Genomic DNA, 19,088 nt, shown 5'->3' on the forward strand with positions numbered 1-19,088 from the left:
TGCCTTCCGGCATGGAGGGTGACGCGCCGATTTGCGCGCTCTCCCTGAGTGCCTGAATCGGACCCGCAAACGCAAGTCCGTCAGGCAGCAATTTGACATTTTGAAGGTATTTCAAGGGGATTTCCAGAAGTTCCCTCATATTCACCGTCCGGAAAAGCCGCTCTTGAGCCGCATCACGTAACCGATGATCTCCGCGACCGCATGGTAGTGCTCGACCGGAATCTCCTCGTCGATATCGACGGTGGCATAGAGCGCCCGCGCCAGAGGCACATTCTCCACGATCGGGATGTCGTGCTTCTTGGCGACCTCCCTGATCTTGAACGCGACATTGTCGACGCCCTTGGCGACGCAGACCGGCGCCGCCATGCCGCGATCGTAGGATAGCGCCACCGAATAGTGGGTCGGGTTGGTGATGACCACGCTGGCGTTGGGGACCGCGGCCATCATGCGCTTCTTCATCCGCTGGACCCGCAGCTGCCTGATACGGCCCTTGATGTGGGGATCGCCTTCGGACTGCTTGAACTCGTCCTTGATCTCCTGCAGCGACATTCTCTGCCGCTGGTACCATTGCCGATACTGGAAGAAGTAATCGGCGATCGCGACCGCGGCCAGCATCGCCGCCACCGCGCCCATCAATTGCAGGGTCAGGTTGGTGGTGACCCCGAGGATCGCCGACGGATCGAACATCAGGAACGATTCCAGCCGGTGCCGTTCGGGCCACAGCACCGCCATCATGACAGCGCCGAGCGCGATCAGCTTGAACAGCCCCTTGAAGAAATTCGCGATCGCCTGCTTGCCGAAGATGCGCTTGAGCCCGGCGCCGGGAGAGACCTTGCTGAACTTCGGCTTCAGCGATTCCGAGGACCACACCAGGCGGTGCTGGATCATGTTGCCGGCGATCGCGGCCAGCGCCAGCATCAACAGCGGCACGCCGATCGCGCCGAGCACGGCATAACCCAGCGTGTTGCCGAGCGCGAGCAGCGCAGCGCCATCGACACGCAGCTGGCCAGCATTGGCGATCAGGTTGCGCAGCGGCATCAGGATGCCGCCACCGATCGACCCCGAAAATGTCGACAGGATCAGCGTCCCGCCCGCGATGATGAACCAGGTGTTGACCTCCTGGCTCTTGGCGACATCGCCCTTGGCAAGCGCGTCATCGAGACGTTTTTGCGTAGGGTCTTCTGTTTTGTCGTCGGTATCCTCAGCCATCGCGGCGCCCTAGCGTTTTGTGAGCCTGATCTCCGCGCAAACGCGCTCCGCGTTTGTCGCAAGGGAAAAGCGGAGCCCGCTTTTTTGGATCACGCTCTATTTCAGCGGCGTCAGCTCGTGCAGCACGCCGATGACGTAGTTGAGATAAGTCGTCATCATCCCCGCCAGAACGAGCGCGAAGATCAGAAAGCCCGCCAGGATCGAGAGCGGCACACCGACGAAATAGACCTGCATCGCGGGCATCAGCCGCGCCAGCACGCCAAGCCCGATATTGAATACGAGACCGAACACCAGAAACGGCGCCGAGAGCTGCATGCCGATCTTGAAAGCGGTGGCGAAGGCGCGCGTGGCCAGCGCCGCCACGTCGCCGCTCGGCATCAATTGGCCCGGCGAGAAGATCCGGTAGCTCTCGTTGAGGGCGGCGATGACCAGGTGATGGGTGTCGGTGGCAAACAGCAGCGTCATGCCGAGAATCGACAGGAAGTTGCCGATCAGGACGCCCTGCTGCCCTTGCGTCGGATCGACGGCCGTGACGAAGCCGAGGCCGAGTTGCTGCGCAATCACCGAGCCGGCCACGGAGAGCGCCGCCAGCGTCACCCGCGCGGTGGCGCCGAGCACGATGCCGATGGCGATCTCGTGCACCAGGAGCACGCCGAGCGCAGCCATCGAAGTGAGGTCGACCTGGTAGGCTGTGCGATGCAGCGGCAGAATGATCAGCGTCAGGAGAAGCGCGATTCCGAGCTTGACGCGTACCGGGATGTTGCTCTCGCCAAACCCCGGCAGCAGCATCACCATCGCCCCCACGCGGGCGAACACCAGCATGAAGGTCGCGGCAAGTGCGGGCAGTAGCGATATGTCGACGCGCATTCATGCACAATGCATCAACCGCCTATGATTCGCGACGATATCCGCATCATGTGACCGTGCAGCGAATCCGCCATGAACGGCAGCGCTAATAGCAACGTGACGAAGATCGCGAGAATCTTCGGCACGAAGATCAGCGTCTGCTCCTGGATCTGCGTCAGCGCCTGGAACAGCGACACCACGACACCGACCACGAGGCCGATCACCATCAAGGGCGATGACACCACCACGATGGTCCAGATCGCATCGCGCGCCACGTCGAGGGTTTCGGCACCGGTCATGTTGGGTTCTCTCTCGCGTTCACTTTCACCGTCATTCCGGGATGGTGAGCAAGCACCAGACCCGGAATCTCGAGATCCCGGGTTCGCTTCGCGCCCCGGGATGACGTCCCCGCAGGGGACGTCAAATCGGCATCTTCATGATGTCTTCGTAGGACTGGATCACGCGGTCGCGCACGGACACCAGCGTAGAGACCGCGACGTCGGTCTCCGCCACCGCCGTGACGACGTCCATGACGTTGGCCTTGCCGGCGGTCATCGCCATGGTCTGGGCGTCGGACTTCTTGCCGGCGTCCAGCACGCTGCCGACTGCGTCCTTGAGCAGCGCGCTGAAGGATGGGCCGCCGGTGGACTGGGTGCCCTTCTCGGCGCCGCCGGATTCCATGATGCGCGAAAGCGCGGCGTAGGCATTTGCTGCAACGGTGGGTGAAGCCATTTTCTATGGTTCCTGTTCAGGCCTTGAGGATGTCGAGGGTGCGTTGAATCATGCGGCGCGTGGCGCTGATGATGTTGAGGTTGGCCTCGTAGGACCGCTGCGCCTCGCGCATGTCGGTCATTTCGACCAGCGGATTGACGTTCGGATATTTGACGTTGCCGGCCGCGTCCGCCGCCGGATTGCTCGGCTCATGCTTGACGCGAAACGCCGACTGGTCGGGCCTGACCTTGCCGAGCGTCACCACGCGCGCATCCAGCGTGCGGTCGAGTGCGGACGAAAATGTCGGCACCTTGCGGCGATAGGGATCTCCGCCCGCGGTCGGCGCGGTGGAATCCGCATTGGCGATGTTTTCCGAGATCACCCGCATCCGCCCCGCCTGCGCACGCAGGCCCGAGGTCGCGATGCTCATCGAGCGGGCGAAATCGCTTGATTCATCTGCCATGAGCCGGTTCTCCTAATCGCGCCGTATCAGCGCTTTCCGATCGCGGTTTTGAGCAGGCCGAGGCTGCGGGTGTAGAGCGAGGTGGCGGCCGCGTAGTCCATCTGGTTGGCCGAGACCTTCAGCATCTGGTCTTCCAGATTGACCGAGTTGCCCGCGGGCTTGGTCAGAAAGCCGCTTCGGCCGCCGTCCCCCCTGAAGCTCGGCGCGCCGCCAGTGGCGCCGATATGGGTGACGCTGGTGCGCATCATGGCGAGCGAGCCCATCGTGCCGCCGACGTTCGCGCCCTTGTTGTCGAACTTCGGCTCGACGAGGTCGCTCGGCTTGAAATTCGGGGTGTTGGCATTGGATACGTTTTCGGCGAGCACGCGCTGGCGTTCCTGGTGCCACTGCATCTTGGTGCGCAGCGCCGACAGGATCGGAAGATCGTTGATGGCCATAGCGGGCGGCTCCCGTTAACCTCTGGCTGGTTCCGCGAGGTAGGCAGAATTTGCCCGGTGTATGGTTAACGGCTGGTTAAAGTCGCGCGTGGCGGCTCAATTGCCCCTAAGAAGGGCAAAACCAGCGCATTTTCGCCACGAAAACTGCGTTAACCAGCAGCCGCCAACGCAACTTTGGGCGCTCAGAAGTCGTTTTGGATGATGCGATTCTTGGTCTATTAATTAACCGGGCGGCGGGCACCGCCGCGGGGAATTAAGAAATAAGGCTGATCTCGGGCGTGATTCGCCGTATGCGGATCGCGCAGGGCATGATCCGGCGGGCGGAAATGGGCCTTTCCGCGGGGAACAGGCTCGGACAGGAATAGCTAGGACCGTACTCGAGAGAACGGCCGTGGCCGGGGACTAAAGAATGCAGACACTGACATTCCTCTTCGCATTCATCGCCGTTCTGGCGCTGATCGGCGTGGCCGCCTGGCTGGTTCGCCGCTTCGCCAACAACCGCCTCGGCGCCAACACGCAGCGTGGACGCATGCCGCGCCTTGCCGTGATCGATGCCGCTGCCGTGGACGGCCGCCGCCGCCTCGTGCTGGTACGGCGCGACAATGTCGAGCATCTCCTGATGATCGGCGGCCCGAGCGACATCGTGGTCGAACCCAACATCGTGCGCGCGATGCCCAACCGCGAACAGATGGCGCCCCGCCCGGCGGTCGGCGAACAGCCGCCGCGCATCGCGCCGCTGCCGGACGCCGCCTGGAGCGACGAGGCTGCAAGAGAGACCGCCAGAGAGGCCGCGCGGGCCGATTTGCGACCAGCGGCCGAGGCGTTCGATCATCACGCCGAACCGCAGATGCCGGAGCCCCCGCCACGCCCGGCCCGGCCCGCCTTTGCCGACGAGCTGCGCCGCCCCGCCCCGCCGTCGATGCCGGAGCGTCGCAGCGATCCATTGACGGGCTTCACGCCGGAATCGATCGGCGGTCGCCCCGAAGGCGCGCCGCCGCGCCTGCCCCGCGGCGAACCGCTGATGCCGCGCCCGCAGCGTGAGGCGCCCAAGGGGCCGCGCGAGGCTCCGCTGATCCGTGAGGCGCCCCCGATTCGTGAAGTATCGCCCGTTCGTGAGGCATTGCCAGTTCGTGAGGCGCCGGCCGTCCGCGCGCCCGAGCGCGCCGCAGCACCACCGCCTCCGCCTCCGGCTGCAGCACCACCGCCACCGGCTCCGCCGGCGCCGTCGAGCGCCGACCAGAATCTCGCCGAGATGGCGCAGCGCCTGGAAGCGGCCCTGCGCCGGCCGGCCGAGCCGGTCGCGCCGCCGGTTGCGCCGCCAGTTGCGCCGGAAACGCCGCCTGCCCGTACCTCGCGCAGCGAACCCCCTGCGCCTGCGCCTACCCCTGCTCCCGCGCCTGCGCCGCAGAAGAGCGGCTTCGAGAATCTCGAAGACGAGATGGCATCACTCTTGGGCCGGCCGAAGAATCCTTCGTGAGGCCGGCGACTTCTCCGCGTAGAGTTTTATTTTCCTTAATCCTGATCGCCGCCGGATCGCTCGCCGATCCGGCGCTGGCGCAGGATATCAGCATCAACCTCGGCCAGGGCGGCGGCGGCGTCACCGAGCGCGCGATCCAATTGATTGCGCTGCTGACGGTGCTGTCGATCGCCCCGTCGATCCTGATCATGATGACGTCGTTCACGCGGATCGTCGTCGTCCTGTCGCTATTGCGCACCGCGCTGGGCACCGCGACCGCGCCACCCAACTCGGTGATCATTGCGCTTGCGATGTTCCTGACCGCGTTCGTGATGGGCCCTGTCCTGCAACGCTCCTACGACGACGGCATCAAGCCGCTGGTCGCCAACGAGATCGGCGTCGAGGAAGCGCTGCAGAAGGCTTCCGTGCCGCTCCGCGGCTTCATGCAGAAGAACGTCCGTGAAAAGGACCTGAAACTGTTCATGGACCTCTCCGGCGAGCCGCCGCCGGCGACGCCCGAAGACCTCTCGCTGCGGATCCTGGTCCCGGCCTTCATGATTTCGGAATTGAAGCGGGCCTTCGAGATCGGCTTCCTGCTGTTCCTCCCCTTCCTGATCATCGACCTCGTGGTCGCGTCCGTCCTGATGTCGATGGGTATGATGATGCTACCACCGGTGGTGGTATCGCTCCCGTTCAAGTTGATCTTCTTCGTACTTGTCGATGGGTGGTCGTTGGTGGCGGGCAGCTTGGTACAGAGCTACGGCGGTAGTTAGAAACCGGTCATCCGACCGACGGAGGAAAATGGGTCAATATTGTTTACGTATTTGCCGCGGAATCTGCCAGCGAATTTAAGGTCAGATTAGTTCCTTCGTGCACAATGGATGCCAGGGAACGACTTTACGTAGCAAACGCATCACCGGGTCAAACGATGGCAGGGCAGCCAATCGGCGATATGGACGTCGAATACGCAACGACGATTGCCGACCGTGCTATTCGGTTGATGTCGCAGCAATCCGTTCCTGCCACGCCGACCAATTTTGCTGTGTGGTTCGAATATGCCCTCGGCGGTTCGCTGGCGCTGCGAAAGACCATCGACATTCTGATCGCGGGCAAGCGCAAATTCGACGCAGCAACCAACCACGAGCTCTACGTCACCTATGTGGCGCAGGCCGGTACCGATCCGTTTGGCGACCTTCCCGATCAATTGAGCGGGCTGATCGAGACCGCGCAGCAGTTCCTCAATACCGCCGTCAGCGACAACCAGAGCCACATCAAGGCGCTGGACGAAGTGTCTTCCGAAGCCGAAGGAAGCAGCGACCCCCGGACAATCATTGCAAAGCTGGTTGATGAATTGTCAAAGGCGACATCCCGGGCCGCCCAGCTCGAGGCCAACTTCGCGGCCACTTCCGAGGAACTGGACAGTATCCGTGACTCGCTGAAGGCGGCCGAGCAGCGCTCCAACACCGATGCACTGACCGGGCTCGCCAACCGGCACTCCATGGACGAGTTCCTCCGCCTCGCCCAGATTGCGGCGATGGAAAAGGACGAGGCGCTCAGCGTCTTCCTGATCGACATCGATCACTTCAAGAAATTCAACGACGATTACGGCCATCAGGTCGGCGACCAGGTGCTACGGCTGGTGGCCAAGGTGCTGCAGGAAGGCGTTCGCGAAGTCGATCTGGCAGCCCGCTATGGCGGCGAGGAATTGATCGCGGTGCTTCCCGGCGCCGATCTCGAAGCCTGCACGTCGGTGGCTGAGCGCATTCGCCGCCGCATTGCCGAGGCGAAGCTGACCCGCCGCGCAACCGGCAAGGAAATCGGCAGCATCACGGTTTCAATCGGGGTCGCGCAATTCCGCCTCGCCGAATCAGCGGAGGCCATGATCGAGCGCTGCGACCGCGGGCTCTATCAAGCGAAGCGGCTCGGCCGTAACCGCACGGTGACGGAAACCGAGCTCGAGCCCGAGGCCGGCGCGGCCTAAAGCGCGATGAGGATGAGATTGAGTTGAATCGTCATCGCGCTCTTTGTTTGAGCATGATCTTTTCGGAAAACCGCTGCACACTTTTCCGGATCATGCTCTAGGGACTCATCCGCTCCGATTGCGTCGGAGCAGCGTCATTTCACCATCCCTTTTTATCTCGCAGGCCGACGCGCCCACGCGCGAAAAAGCTGTTCTTGATCGAAATTCCACCAAAGAATCAGCGGCAATCCCGCTTGCCGTGGAACTAATGCCGCAATCGCGGCTTATCGTAGACGGTCTTAAGCCGGGGAGTAATCCATGAAAATCGCAGGGATGATTTTGGCTGCCACGGCAGCTCTCAGCATCGCCGGTACGTCGGCTCTCGCCCAGCAGACGCGAACCGGAATGGTGACCAGAATAGACCGGATCAGCAACACCATCACGATCAAGGACGTGCCCGAAGGCACGGTCGGGGCCAACACTGGTGCAGCGGCGGAAGAATTCAAGGTCCAAGATGGCGCGCGGCTCAACGCAGTGCACGCCGGCGACAGGGTCAGCTTCGCCGTGAGCGACAGCGCGGGGACCAAAACCATTACGAAGCTCGACAGGGCCGAAGCCGTCACGAAGATCGACAAGAAGTGAGGCGATGCCGAAGCGATATCCCGTGATGATTCGCTTGGCCTAAAACAGCCCTAAAACAGCGAGGCCCGGAGAGCTCTGAGCAAAATGACGAAACTCATTTTGCTTCGGGAGTCCGGGCCTCGTAACCGGAACTGCCCATCCGGAGGAGCTGCTCGGTACGGATATCACTTTAGAGCAATCCGGCCGGCTCGCCTTGATCTGCAGCAAACGCAAAGACCGGAAGAAACCGGGTCTCTCTCTGATGTGGAGCACGCGTCAGCGCGGCGGGGCCCGCTCCAGCGAGGCACGGATTTCTGCAGCCGCCTTGTCGTAGTAGTCGTTCAGCTTTTGAAATCGTTGTTGCAGCGCCCAAAGTGTCAGCGCACGTTTGGCCGGCCCTTCTCGATCGATGTTGAATCTGTCGGCCGGTGATGGACGGGACGCGGTGGCCTGCGATGCCGTCCATATCGATGTGTCTTGACCGTTGTTGGAAGACATTCTGCACGCCCCGCAAACTGCAATCCGACCGGAATCGATCCGGTGGAATTTCCACATGACCCCGCGCTAACGTTGCCAGCTTGCACTCCGCAGTGTGTTGTTTGGATGCCCGGCCAGGGCCGATTTGGTGGCAAAAGATGGATGTGCATGGCGAAATAATCAGGAAAACCTAGTATTCTTACGGACTCGATCTCCACGATTAAGTTGCAATCGAGGGCCAGCTTCGCTGACATAATTTGTTGCTTCAGCGATTGTCCGAATGGCCGCACCGCATCCAGAATCCGTCCTGCCGCCGCGCTGCGAAATTTGCGGGATCGGCACCGTCAGGATCGGGAAGCTGCCCCGAATCGGATTGCGGCCGCTCGTCTACGTCTACAAATGCGACGCCTGCAACCAGATCACCTCGGTCGAGCCGGACCGGCTCGAAGAGACGTCTCGCCGCCGCCCGGCATCGACCCGGCGGCCGCGGCACCCGTCAAGATAGACCGCTTATAAAAACGCGATTGCTCTGCGTCCGGCCGGGTTTCTTCCCCGCCGTGCCGCATGTATAGCTTCGGCCAAATTTCTCATAAAGAACAGGCAGGGACATGTCCGAGGGCTTCATTGACGAACTGCGCAACGTGCTGGGCGGCGCGGTCCTGTCCGGCGATGATATCGACGCGCGCTATCATCACGATCTCGCCGGTAATCCGGCGCCGAAGCCACGCGCGGTCGTCCGTCCGAAGACGACGGAGGATGTCTCGGTCTTGCTGCGGCTCTGCCATCGCGAAGGCGTCCCTGTTACGACCCAGGGCGGCATGACCGGTCTGGTCCGTGGTGGAATGCCGAATGCGAACGAAATCGTGCTATCGATGGAGCGCATGAACAACGTGGAAGAGGTCGATGCCTCCGGCGGCGTCGCCATCGTGCAGGCCGGCACGCCGCTGCAGAAGCTGCAGGAGCGGGTCGAGCAGGACGGGCTGATGTTTCCGCTCGACCTCGGCGCGCGCGGCAGTTGCACCATCGGCGGCAACATCTCGACCAACGCCGGCGGCAACCGCGTCATCCGTTACGGCATGACGCGTGAGCTGATCCTCGGCCTCGAAGTCGTCACGGCCGACGGCACCGTGCTCAGGGGCCTGCGCAAATATATCAAGAACAACACCGGCATCGATTTGAAGCATCTCTTCATCGGCAGCGAAGGCATCCTTGGCGTCGTGACGCGCGCCGCGCTGCGCATCTTTCCGGCGCCGGCGGAGCGACAGGTGGCACTGTGCGCTCTGCCCTCGTTCGGCCAGGTCATGGCCTTCCTGAAGCTGGCGCGAAAATCGCTCGGCGGCGACCTGACCGCGTTCGAGGCGATGTGGAATGCCTACTATCGCCACACCGTCGAGCGTGTGAAGGGAGTGGTCGGCCCATTGCCGACCCACCATCCCTTCTATGTGCTGCTGGAGGCCTCCGGAAGCGACGCAGAACGCATGCGGGAGGTCCTCGAGAAGATGCTCGAGGCGGCGATGGAGGATGGCGTGATCCTCGACGCCACGATTTCGACCTCGAACGCGTCGGTGGCCGCGATCTGGCGCATCCGCGATTCCAGCGTCGAGCTCGGTCGCAGCTTTCCATTCGCGGCACGGATGGGGTTCGATGTCAGCGTGGCCATCGACAGGATGGAGGAATATGCCGATACGCTTGATGCACGCGTCAAGGCGATCGATCCGCAAGCCTTCACCATCGTGATGGGACATGTCGGCGACGGCAATCTGCATCCGAGCGTGTATCACGAACATACGCCGGACAAGCACGACGAGTTCGAGAAGTTGGTCTACGACCTCACGGGCGAATTCGGCGGCTCGATCTCGGCCGAACACGGTATCGGCATTTCGAGGCGGCCTTACTTGAAAATGAGTCGCACCGAGGAGGAAATCGAAACCATGCGGGCGCTCAAGCGCGCGCTGGACCCGAAAAACATTCTGAACCCCGGGCGGATCTTCACGGTGTGAACTTTGCGCGGCCAAGCCGGTGGCCGCGCGCCTCACTCCTTGAAGCTATACTGCTTGCTGAGGTGGTCGCCGATCTGGACCAGCATGGCGACGCATTCGGGATAGCCCGGCTTGGCGATCGTGGCCTCCGCAGCGCTGGCGCGGAATTCCCAGCTATCGCCGTCGCGGAGCACCGAGATCTCGATGCCGTCGGGACACTCGAGATGCACCTTCAGCTCGGCCCGCGCCATCGCGATGAGTTCGGCTTCGGTCTTGGCAGGCTTGCTCATCGTGGCGACATCCTCCGGCAGGTTGTTTGCCCGGAGGTTGCCGCTATGGGGCGCATCTGTCGAGGGGTAGAGGATCGACGCGCCAGCTCCGTTCCGGTCCGCGATCCCGCAGCGCCTACGCCATGCCTATTGCGCCGCGGTTGCCGGCCTCGTTTCGGCGATGACCCGCAGCGTGGCGGCATTGTCCATACCGGCTCCCGGACCGGCTGGGATCGGATCGGTCAATGGCAGCGGCTTCTGAACGTGCTTGGTGAAGATGCGGACGACCTGGCCTTTGACGTGCGGCGCCTTCTGGAAGATTTCGGAAGCGATGCTTTCGACGGCATCCCGCAGCGCCAAAAACTGCGCCTGCCTCGCCATGCTCTCCGTGCCCTTTACGCCGCCGAGTTCGTCCAATGCAGCGTCGCTGATCTGGCACTCTACCGTGTCGGCGTTGTTCAGCATGGTGAAGCGAAACGCCAGGCGCTCGTTGTCGTGTCCTATGATTCGGTCTCGGGTCAGCGGCATGGGACGGCGAGCTAGCGACGATTGAGGTTGACGCCGAGGCGGCGCTGCCATCGTCCCTACTGCGTCAACTCGTCAAAAGTTGGCCGAACCTGCGGCCGAATTCGCTACCTGTGTATTACTTGGCGCGTTTCGTCAGATCGATCTGCCGGACCCTGGCAATCGCCGGCAAGGCGCCGGTGTGGATCGGCTCGGACAGCGGCGCGCGGGCACTGGCGCCCTCCGGGAAGCGGTTCTTCATTTCGCGGATGAAGCCGTCGAGCGTGTCGACGCTGGCGGCCATCTTGGCGATCTCCAGGAATTCGGCACTGTTGGACGCGGCCGGCTTGCTGGCGGTATCGAACGCCAACCGGTCGGCCTCGCCGGTCATCAGCGGCGCGTACTTCTCCCGGAAGCGGGCCAGGCCAAGCGCATCCTCGGCCAGCGCATAGCCAACCACGGCCCGGAGCACGTCGCTCTTCTCGGCGGCATTGAGCGGTTTGAAATCCCGCCAGCGGTCGCCGTAGTACAGCTCGATCTGCTCGGACGCCTCCCGCCACTGCCGCGATGCCCAGTAGATGTCGGACCGCAGCCGGATCGCCTCGCGGCCATTGATGTTGGAGATGATATCGAGCGCGAGGTCATGGCGGCCGACATCGCTCTGGGCGCGCGACTCCAGCAGCAGCCGCTGCTGCCGCAGTTCGCCGGAGAGATCGGAAATCCGCGTCATGCGCAGGGCGGTGATCGCCCGGTCAGGCTTGCGTGCGGTCAGATAGACCATGGCAAGGCGCGCGGCGACCTGCGCGCGCGCGGCGCCCTCGAGGCGCTTGTCGACCTGATATTGCAGCAACTCCGCCGCCTGGTCGAGCAGGTCGATCGAGGCAAGCCGGTCCGCCAGGCGCCGGATCATCTCGTCGCCACGCCGGCCGATCGGCGTCAATTCGCGGTATTCGTAGAACATGGCGAGCGCGTCGACCGGCTTGAGGTCGTCGCCCTTCGCCCCGAGATAGAGATCCGCGAACAACGCGGATGCGGTATCCTGGGCCTGCCGCGATAGATCGGAATTGGGCTGCAGCTTGGTGGCGGTCTTGGCGGCGGCCAGCGCGTCGGCATAGCGCCCGGTTTCGGCATAGAGCTGGGTCAGCTTGTTCAGCACCTTCAGCTCGATCGCGTCGCCACGCCAGAGGACCGACAACGCTTCGAGCTCGCTGATCAGCTCGGGCTGGCCGAGCTCGCCGCGCTTGTGCCGCAGCAGCGCCAGCAGCCGCCGCGCCTCCGCCGACGCCTCCCGGTCGGGCGACTGGGCAGCGAACCTGTAGGCATCGAGCGCGTCCTTGTCGTGTCCGAGCGCTTCGGCGAGACGACCGCGCAGCACCGCGATCTCCGGCTTCATCGCGGCGGGGATGCCGATCACCTCGAGTTCGCTGCGCCGCCGCGAAGCCCCGCCATAATCCTTTACCTCGAGCGAGGCCCGCATCGCGTCGGCCGTGACGACCCGCTGCAGCTCGAGCGGCAGCGCGGCGATCGAGAATTCGGCGTTCTTGAACTTTTCGCGCGCGTCCGCCCATTTTTCCTGACGGGCAAAAGCAAAACCCTTCCACAGCTGGGAATCGTAGCCGTTGCCGATCGCCGGATCAGCGAGCACCTTCAGCGCGCGCTCGGGATGGCCGATCAGGATGCTGGCCACCGCATGCACCATCAGCACGGCGGAATCCTCGTTCCCCTGGGTCTCTGAGAGGATGAGGTTGGTCACCCCCCTCGCCTCCTGATACATGCCGCGCGACATGTAGAAATTGGCGAGGTCGGCACGAGCCTGGGTCTTCTGCTCCGGTCCCGCAATGGCCGCGGCCTTGATCAAGGCGTCCAGCCGGGGAAGAAATTTCTCGTCGCGGTTCTTGCGCCATTCATTGGCGTCGAACAACGGTCGCACCGCTGCGGTGGCGCGTTCGGCCGCGACGTCGGCGGACGACAGCGTCAATCCGCCGGGCCGGCCGAGCATCACCTTGTCGGAGCCGACTTGGGCACTGATATCGTCGGAATTCGGATGCACGGCCACGCCATGCACGGATTCCAGCAGCGACAACTCGACGAAATCCTGCCGCTTGATGAGGCCCCGCGTCGGGGGCGGCGCCGTGACGATCAGCAGCGTATCGCCGGCGTCGGGATCGACCAGCCGGTGCATCGCGCCGGGATTGGCGAGCGGCACGGTGACGCTGGCAAGCGCGGGATCGGCAATGTTCCGCAGCACGGTCAGCGGCAGCGGCATCGCCTGCCCGCGGTCGGCGAATGTCAGCGTCCACTCGGTGCCATTGGCGCGGCCTTCGCTTTCGAGCGAGGGGATCTGCGGCCGGTTGAGCCGGATACGGATGGCCTGGCCCTTTTCCAGCGGCAACCGGGTGACATCGCCGATGATGGCGCCGCCCTTGGTCCGGATCGGGTCGATATCGACCGGCTTGGTATCGTCGAACACCAGCCACACCGTATCGGCACGGCGGAATAGCGCAGCCGGAGTGGGCGCGGCGAAGTTGAATGTCACGCGCAGCCCGTCACTATCGCGCCTCGCCTCGACCGTGGCGGCCTTGGCCGTGCCGCTTTCCGAGGGTGGATTCGATGCGGCCGGGGCTGGCTTCTTCGGCGGCTCGACCGGCGTTGACGCCGGCTTGGGTGCCGCAGGCTTCGGCGCCTCCGCGGCGTCGGCCGGGACCTGTTCGGCGGGCGGCACGGCCTTTGCCGCGACGGCAGGCGCCGGTGACTTTTCCGGTACGGCCGCCATCTTCTCACTCGCCGGAGCACCGCTGTTATCCGCCGGCGTCGCCCTTTCGGCGGCAGGCGTTGCGGCCGCGGCCGGCGCGTCGGCGACCTGCGCGGGCTTGATCTCGATCTTGGCCTGTTCGGCGATCATCTCCGAGGTGGCGGGCGGGATCTCCGCCGGCTGTTGCGGCGGCGGCGATTCCTTCACTGGCTTGTCGCGCGAAACGCGTGAGGCCAGCCCCGGCCTGGCCGGTGCAGCCGGCTTGGCGGCAGGCTGCACCTCGGTCAAAGCAGCCGGCTTCTCCGCCTGCTGGAAGGCGACGTCGATCACGTAGTTCTTTTCCTCGCGGAAAGAATGCACGTCGACCTCGCCGATCAAGAGGATATCGACGGCGGACGAATCGACGTCGGCCCGCTGGCTGATCGAGGCGACGTTCGGCGGCGCCGCCACCTTCGCATCGGCCAGATCGAAATTGAGCACACTGTTGAACTGCAGCGTCAGCTTCTGCTCGTTCAGGACCGACGACACATTGACGCCGTCGGGCATCTCGAACACGAAGCGCACGAATGTCGGCTGCACCGAGGCGCGAACCCGCACCGGCGGCCGCTTCTTGGCGGACGCGACCGCAAGTTGGGCGCGAAGCGCGCGCTCGGCGGCGCGCGCCCGCTCGGCGAGTTCGCGCACGACCGCCGACGGAAGCGGCGGCGGCGGTCCGGTCCAGCTATCGGGCAGGAAGTCGACGAATATCCGCTCGCCCGCGGTCATGGTGTTGACGGTTGCCCGCCGCGCCAGCGACAGGCGGATCGCGGTGCCGTCGGGATCGCGCCGCGCCGAGCCGACATAATCGGGGACGGCGTCCGATAATTTGTCGACCGGAATATCCACTGGACGCTTGAAGCGGATGATGATGATCGAACCGGCGGTCATGACCTCGGATTCGACGTCCTCGGCCAGCTTCATCACCAGCCGCGCAAAGCCGCCGCCGGCGGTAAACGTCGCCTCCCCGCGGACCGGGTCGTCAGCCCGGCAGGGCTGCGAAAACGCCGGGACAGCGAGCAGCAGCACCAAGGCAAGCGGCCGGCCAAGGCAAAGGTAACGGGCAAGGCAACGGCAAAGCCGGGCCGCCCGCGCCAAAGCACGGCCCTGCGACCCAGTTCCAGCGGCAGCCCGTTGCCCCATCCAGGAAATCTCGCGGCCTCAATGAGTTCTGCGGCGAAGTTCTCTCGCCTGCGGCTTTGAATCTTGGATGGGCCGACTTAAGGTTTTGTTAACGCCAACTTATTGATTTCGTTAGAAGGCGCGATTGGGCACCGGCCGTCGCCGCAAGCCGGCATTTCCGCTCCACCGACGGCCCGGAATGCGCTCCCTTTCGGGACTATCCAGCCTTCGTTTCGCCGCTGCCGCAATTGCCATCGTGTCGCCACGTGGCAGGATCAGAATCATTCTCGCCAGTTGAATGGAACCAACATCCGTCGTCCCGTTTTAGGAAGATCATAGACCCGGGCTAAGCGCCGGCAGTCGATCAACCAGCGCCCCCGAGTCCGCAAACCTGCCTCAGGCAGCCAATTCGGAGTGCGTGAAAATGGCAACCCAGATCGTGATGGATCGTACCGGCGACACCCGTCATACCTTCGACGTCCATGATCGCATGGAGGTCGAGAAGGCCGAGCGGCGGTTCAAGGAATTGACCGGCGCAGGCTTTACGGCGGCGGTGCGATCGGGGCCCGGCGAGCAACGGGTTATCCGCTCCTTCGACCCGACAGCAGAAGAAACACTGTTTTATCCGCGCCTCGTCGGCGGCTGACGGTCGTGACCCAGCAGATCGCCCTCGCGATATGCTCGTTCATCCTGGCCTTGCTTGGCACCGTGCTGCTATCGGCGCTTTCGCTGGTGGTGGCACGATCCAGCTCAAACAGCCGATCGTTCCGCTTTGAGACCGAGGCACGAGCGCTGGCGCTGCTCAAGAGCTGGCTCTCGCCGAAGCAACGTGCCAGCTACGAGCGCTTCAGATATTTCGATGTCATCGGCAGCGATACCGGGACGCGTTATCGGATACATCACGGCACGCAGACGAATATCGAGGAGCTCAACGGTACGGGTCACCATGTCTGCAAATGGTGCTTCGTTCCGGATGGCGATCTCGTCGCGGGCGATGTCATGCTGGCGCAGAAGGTCGCGCTCGAAACCAACGAGCGCGGCGCCCTTTCGGTAGCCCATCGCTCGTTCGTGTCGACGGGACCGCGCAGGTTCTGACGCGCGCGTCAGTTGGGGTCAATTGGCTCGGTCAATTAGCCTCAGCATAATTAGCCTTGGCTAATTGCACCCGGCTCAATTCGGCCTGGGCTGCAGGATTTTGCCTTCGATTTTCGGCAGCTCGGCCATGGGCGCCGACTTGTCGCCGCCGGCGCGGCGGGCCAGTTCGACCGTCAGCCGCTCGGCGGCTTCCGGCTGCATCAGGCCCAGAATGTCCGACATCTTCCGCGGCGCGATCTGCGATGCGATTTCATAGAGCACGGACATTTCCAGCCGGTCGAACACCTTGGCGGCGTCCTTCGGCTTCATGCCTTCGTACATCGTGATGATGCTTTTGAAGCGGGCGGCGTCCTGTTCGGCCTTCTGCCCGGTCGCGGTCGATATCCGCGTTTCGGTCGCCTTCATTTCCTCGACGCGGCCCTCGATGCGCTTCTCGGCGGATTTCAACAGGCTTTCGCGAATTTCGATTTCGCGCGCGCGCTGCTCCAGTTCCTGGCGCCGCGCCTGCAGCCGCTCCAGGATGGCGCGCTCCGACGGCGAGACCGCTTGCGGGTTCTGTTCGGGAAACACCACGACACCCTCCGGCTTCGGTGCCTCGGTGGCGGGCGCGGCCGGCTTCGGCGCTTCTTCCTTCTTGACCGATCCAGTGACGTCGGCTGCATCGGACTTCACGGGATCAGGCTTGGCGCCGCCGGGATAACCGAGATTGTCCTGCGCCCAGGAGCGCTTGGGGGGCGAGCTGATCTGATAATCGAACACGTATCCGCCGTCGATCACGAGGCCGGCGACCTTCAGCACAGCGAGGCCGAAGATCGCGACCAGCACGACCGGAATGACACGGATGTCGCGAACCGATTTCATGCGGCGACACTGGCCCTTCGGCGCTCGGAGAAGGCTTCAGCCGCCGCGGCGACCGCCCTGGCGGAAGAAACCTTGGGGGCCGCAACCGGAGCCGCTTGCGCGACGGGTTCAGCCTCCTGCGAGGGCCGCGCCGCGATCGCGATCTTCGACAGGCGGCGAATGACGCCATCGCCTTCGGCGAGCATGTTCTTCAAATGCCCAGCCATCTGCGTTGCCGCCGTGAGCTGGCTGCCGAGATTCTCGTTGACGTCGCGCACGGTGTGCTTGAGGCCGCCGATCGCCCGCTCGGCGATTTCGGTCGCGGTGATCAATTCGGCGATCGTGGCCTTCAGCGAATGCTCGTCCGCCTTCAGCCGCTGCAGCCGCTTGTTGAGCAGCATGCAATAGCCGATCGTGAGCATCAGCAGCACCGCCACCAGACTCTCGATTACAATGCCAAGGGAATGACTCATTGTGCCTCCATCAACTTGGTCTGTTCATCGGCCTTCTCGAACATCGCGAAGGTCGTATTCGGCTTGCGCAGCGGCTTGGTGACGCGGATGGCAACGCGGTCGCCGACCCGGCCCATCCGCCCTTCGGTCAGCGTGACGTCGCCGCAGCGGACCGAAACCAGCGCGTCGGGACGCATCTCCAAAGGCAGGGTGTCGCCGACCTTCAGCTTCATCAGATGCTTGAGCGGAATGTCGGCCTCATACAGCACGGCATCGACCGAGATTTCGGCCTGGGCCACTTCGGTCGCGAAATGCCCTTCCCAGATCGGATCGCGGCCGAACTTTTCGCCCATGAACATCTGGAGCAGAACCGGGCGGATCGGCTCGATCGTCGCATAGGGCAGCAGCAATTCAATATTGCCGCCGCGGTCTTCCATGTCGATGCGCAGTCGCACCAGGATCGCAGCGTTGGCGGGCCGCGAGATCGCGGCGAAGCGCGGATTGGTCTCCAAGCGGTCGATCGAGAAGGTCACCGGCGACAGCGGCCGGAACGCCTGCTCGGCATCGGCCAGCACCACTTCGACCAGCCGCTTGACCAGGTTGGTCTCGATCGTGGTGTAAGGCCGACCCTCGATGCGCAGCGAGGTCTGGCCGCGCCGGCCGCCGAGCAGCACGTCGATCATCGAATAGATCAGGCTGGAATCGACCATCGCCAGACCGAAATTCTCCCACTCCTCGGCCTTGAACACGCTGAGCACGGCCGGCAGCGGAATCGAATTCATGTAGTCGCCGAAGCGGACCGAGGTGATGCGGTCGAGCGAGACTTCGACGTTGTCGGAGGTGAAGTTGCGCAGGCTCGTGGTCATCAGCCGCACCAGGCGGTCGAACACGATTTCGAGCATCGGCAGACGCTCGTAGGACACCATCGCGGAATCGATGATGGCGCGAATGCCGGAATTGTCGTCGAGATTGACATCGCCGACGGAGAAGCCGAGCAGATTGTCGATTTCTTCCTGGGATAGAACCCGCTCGCCGGAATTCTTGTTGCCGAACTCGCGGCCGCCATCCTCGACCATGGCGGCCCATTGCAGCGCCATGCTCTCGGAAAGTTCGTTGGCGGCAGCTTCTTCCGCGGCCGCCGCGGGATCTTCGGAATCGAGCGATGCCTCCCATTGGGCGGCTATCGCATCCTGGTCCATCTGGTCGTTGCCGGCCATGATCCTAAGCCCGTCCCGTCACTGAACCATGATTTCTTTGAACAGCACGGCGCTCACCTGCTGCGGCGCCACCGCTGAATTGACCCGCTTGGTCAGCTCTTCCTTCAGCCGGAACAGCCCGGCCGAACCGTTGATGTCGGAGGGGCGCAGCTCGCGCAGATAGGTCTGGAACAGGTCGGTGACGCGCGGCAGGTTCGGCTTGATGCCCTCGACCTGCTTCTCGTCCTTGATCTCGAGCACGACCTTGACGCGGAGATATTGCACGCGCTCGCCGGGGGCGCCGACCAGGTTGACCATCATGTCGGGCACTTCGACGTAGGACGGCGGCTTCGGCGGCGGCGCCTCGGCGTGCTTCACCTCGCCATGGCCGCGCATCAGGAAGAACCAGCCGGCGCCAGCGCCAAGGATGACGACGAACCCGGCGACCGCAATGATAAGCTTGAGCTTGCCCTTCTTCGACGGTGCGGCCTCTGCGCCGTCTGCGCCTTCCGCCTGCTCGTTCTCAGCCATTGCCCCGCCCGCTTCGAATCCGAAAAACGAACGCGGTTGCCACCAGCCCGGGTAACGATGCCCCCACAACGCGAAACAAAAGCCGCCAGCGCACACGCGCTCTCTACATGTGCAACGCTAGGGTAATAATGG

General features: G+C 63.6%; 22 protein-coding genes. 8 read left to right on the forward strand and 14 right to left on the reverse strand.

Annotated features, from left to right (window positions below; all coding sequences use genetic code 11):
* Window positions 1–141 precede the first annotated feature (141 nt).
* The 6 genes from flhB to flgB form a co-directional block, all read right to left on the reverse strand.
* The gene (flhB, locus tag QA643_RS28855) at window positions 142–1,209 is read right to left on the reverse strand and encodes a flagellar biosynthesis protein FlhB (protein WP_283029049.1); all 1,068 of its coding nucleotides are present in this window, start codon (window positions 1,207–1,209) and stop codon (window positions 142–144) included.
* A 96-nt stretch (window positions 1,210–1,305) separates the two neighbouring features.
* Window positions 1,306–2,076, reverse strand: a complete 771-nt coding sequence (gene fliR / locus QA643_RS28860; RefSeq protein ID WP_283029050.1) for a flagellar biosynthetic protein FliR — start codon at window positions 2,074–2,076, stop codon at window positions 1,306–1,308.
* Between the two features lie 14 nt (window positions 2,077–2,090).
* Window positions 2,091–2,354 (reverse strand): flagellar biosynthesis protein FliQ, encoded by a 264-nt coding sequence (gene fliQ, locus QA643_RS28865; RefSeq protein ID WP_057860162.1) that lies wholly within the window; start codon window positions 2,352–2,354, stop codon window positions 2,091–2,093.
* A 121-nt stretch (window positions 2,355–2,475) separates the two neighbouring features.
* Entirely contained in the window at window positions 2,476–2,787 is a 312-nt protein-coding gene (gene fliE, locus QA643_RS28870) for a flagellar hook-basal body complex protein FliE (protein ID WP_283029051.1), read from the reverse strand.
* Between the two features lie 16 nt (window positions 2,788–2,803).
* Window positions 2,804–3,229 (reverse strand): flagellar basal body rod protein FlgC, encoded by a 426-nt coding sequence (gene flgC, locus QA643_RS28875; protein ID WP_283029052.1) that lies wholly within the window; start codon window positions 3,227–3,229, stop codon window positions 2,804–2,806.
* Between the two features lie 26 nt (window positions 3,230–3,255).
* Window positions 3,256–3,666: a flagellar basal body rod protein FlgB gene (flgB, locus tag QA643_RS28880; protein WP_283029053.1), complete on the reverse strand. Its 411-nt coding sequence runs from the start codon at window positions 3,664–3,666 to the stop codon at window positions 3,256–3,258.
* A 409-nt stretch (window positions 3,667–4,075) separates the two neighbouring features.
* Between flgB and QA643_RS28885 the strand changes: the two genes are divergently transcribed.
* The 4 genes from QA643_RS28885 (at window position 4,076) to QA643_RS28900 (ending at window position 7,724) form a co-directional block, all read left to right on the forward strand.
* A complete protein-coding gene (locus QA643_RS28885) occupies window positions 4,076–5,143 on the forward strand; it encodes a flagellar biosynthetic protein FliO (protein ID WP_283029054.1) in 1,068 nt (355 codons plus the stop codon).
* Window positions 5,140–5,895 carry a flagellar type III secretion system pore protein FliP gene (gene fliP / locus QA643_RS28890; RefSeq protein WP_283029055.1) on the forward strand — a complete coding sequence of 252 codons (756 nt, stop codon included), beginning with the start codon at window positions 5,140–5,142 and terminating at the stop codon, window positions 5,893–5,895. The genes QA643_RS28885 and fliP overlap by 4 nt, the downstream gene beginning before the upstream one ends.
* A gap of 227 nt (window positions 5,896–6,122) precedes the next feature.
* Window positions 6,123–7,103 carry a GGDEF domain-containing protein gene (locus QA643_RS28895; RefSeq protein ID WP_283034965.1) on the forward strand — a complete coding sequence of 327 codons (981 nt, stop codon included), beginning with the start codon at window positions 6,123–6,125 and terminating at the stop codon, window positions 7,101–7,103.
* Between the two features lie 297 nt (window positions 7,104–7,400).
* Window positions 7,401–7,724: a copper-binding protein gene (locus tag QA643_RS28900; protein ID WP_283029056.1), complete on the forward strand. Its 324-nt coding sequence runs from the start codon at window positions 7,401–7,403 to the stop codon at window positions 7,722–7,724.
* Between the two features lie 255 nt (window positions 7,725–7,979).
* Here QA643_RS28900 and QA643_RS28905 read toward each other — a convergent pair whose 3' ends face one another.
* A complete protein-coding gene (locus QA643_RS28905) occupies window positions 7,980–8,201 on the reverse strand; it encodes a hypothetical protein (RefSeq protein WP_283029057.1) in 222 nt (73 codons plus the stop codon).
* A gap of 259 nt (window positions 8,202–8,460) precedes the next feature.
* On the opposite strand from QA643_RS28905, the gene QA643_RS28910 reads away from it, so the two are divergent.
* Window positions 8,461–8,685 carry a hypothetical protein gene (locus tag QA643_RS28910; protein ID WP_283029058.1) on the forward strand — a complete coding sequence of 75 codons (225 nt, stop codon included), beginning with the start codon at window positions 8,461–8,463 and terminating at the stop codon, window positions 8,683–8,685.
* A 103-nt stretch (window positions 8,686–8,788) separates the two neighbouring features.
* On the forward strand, window positions 8,789–10,180 hold the full coding sequence (locus QA643_RS28915; RefSeq protein ID WP_283029059.1) for an FAD-binding oxidoreductase: 1,392 nt from the start codon (window positions 8,789–8,791) through the stop codon (window positions 10,178–10,180).
* Between the two features lie 32 nt (window positions 10,181–10,212).
* Here QA643_RS28915 and QA643_RS28920 read toward each other — a convergent pair whose 3' ends face one another.
* The 3 genes from QA643_RS28920 to QA643_RS28930 all read right to left on the reverse strand — a co-directional run bounded on the left by QA643_RS28920 (window position 10,213) and on the right by QA643_RS28930 (window position 14,863).
* Entirely contained in the window at window positions 10,213–10,449 is a 237-nt protein-coding gene (locus tag QA643_RS28920; RefSeq protein WP_283029060.1) for a hypothetical protein, read from the reverse strand.
* Window positions 10,450–10,575: 126 nt separating this feature from the next.
* Window positions 10,576–10,956 (reverse strand): DUF1488 family protein, encoded by a 381-nt coding sequence (locus tag QA643_RS28925; protein WP_283029061.1) that lies wholly within the window; start codon window positions 10,954–10,956, stop codon window positions 10,576–10,578.
* Between the two features lie 115 nt (window positions 10,957–11,071).
* On the reverse strand, window positions 11,072–14,863 hold the full coding sequence (locus tag QA643_RS28930) for a tetratricopeptide repeat protein (protein WP_283029062.1): 3,792 nt from the start codon (window positions 14,861–14,863) through the stop codon (window positions 11,072–11,074).
* Window positions 14,864–15,266: 403 nt separating this feature from the next.
* Between QA643_RS28930 and QA643_RS28935 the strand changes: the two genes are divergently transcribed.
* Both QA643_RS28935 and QA643_RS28940 read left to right on the forward strand, forming a co-directional pair.
* A complete protein-coding gene (locus QA643_RS28935) occupies window positions 15,267–15,488 on the forward strand; it encodes a hypothetical protein (RefSeq protein ID WP_283029063.1) in 222 nt (73 codons plus the stop codon).
* 5 nt (window positions 15,489–15,493) lie between these two features.
* Window positions 15,494–15,937 (forward strand): hypothetical protein, encoded by a 444-nt coding sequence (locus QA643_RS28940; RefSeq protein ID WP_283029064.1) that lies wholly within the window; start codon window positions 15,494–15,496, stop codon window positions 15,935–15,937.
* 75 nt (window positions 15,938–16,012) lie between these two features.
* Here QA643_RS28940 and QA643_RS28945 read toward each other — a convergent pair whose 3' ends face one another.
* Genes QA643_RS28945 through fliL form a run of 4 tightly spaced genes read right to left on the reverse strand, consistent with a single transcriptional unit; the run spans window position 16,013 to window position 18,956 of the window.
* Window positions 16,013–16,798: a flagellar protein FlbB gene (locus QA643_RS28945; RefSeq protein WP_283029065.1), complete on the reverse strand. Its 786-nt coding sequence runs from the start codon at window positions 16,796–16,798 to the stop codon at window positions 16,013–16,015.
* Window positions 16,795–17,250, reverse strand: coding sequence for a DUF6468 domain-containing protein (locus QA643_RS28950; protein WP_283029066.1), 456 nt, complete (start codon window positions 17,248–17,250; stop codon window positions 16,795–16,797). The genes QA643_RS28945 and QA643_RS28950 overlap by 4 nt, the downstream gene beginning before the upstream one ends.
* Complete coding sequence (fliM, locus tag QA643_RS28955; protein ID WP_283029067.1) at window positions 17,247–18,446, reverse strand: flagellar motor switch protein FliM; 1,200 nt, start codon at window positions 18,444–18,446, stop codon at window positions 17,247–17,249. The genes QA643_RS28950 and fliM overlap by 4 nt, the downstream gene beginning before the upstream one ends.
* An 18-nt stretch (window positions 18,447–18,464) precedes the next feature.
* Window positions 18,465–18,956, reverse strand: a complete 492-nt coding sequence (fliL, locus tag QA643_RS28960) for a flagellar basal body-associated protein FliL (protein ID WP_283029068.1) — start codon at window positions 18,954–18,956, stop codon at window positions 18,465–18,467.
* Window positions 18,957–19,088 lie beyond the last annotated feature (132 nt).

This window comes from Bradyrhizobium sp. CB3481 (assembly GCF_029714305.1).
GTDB lineage: Bacteria > Pseudomonadota > Alphaproteobacteria > Rhizobiales > Xanthobacteraceae > Bradyrhizobium.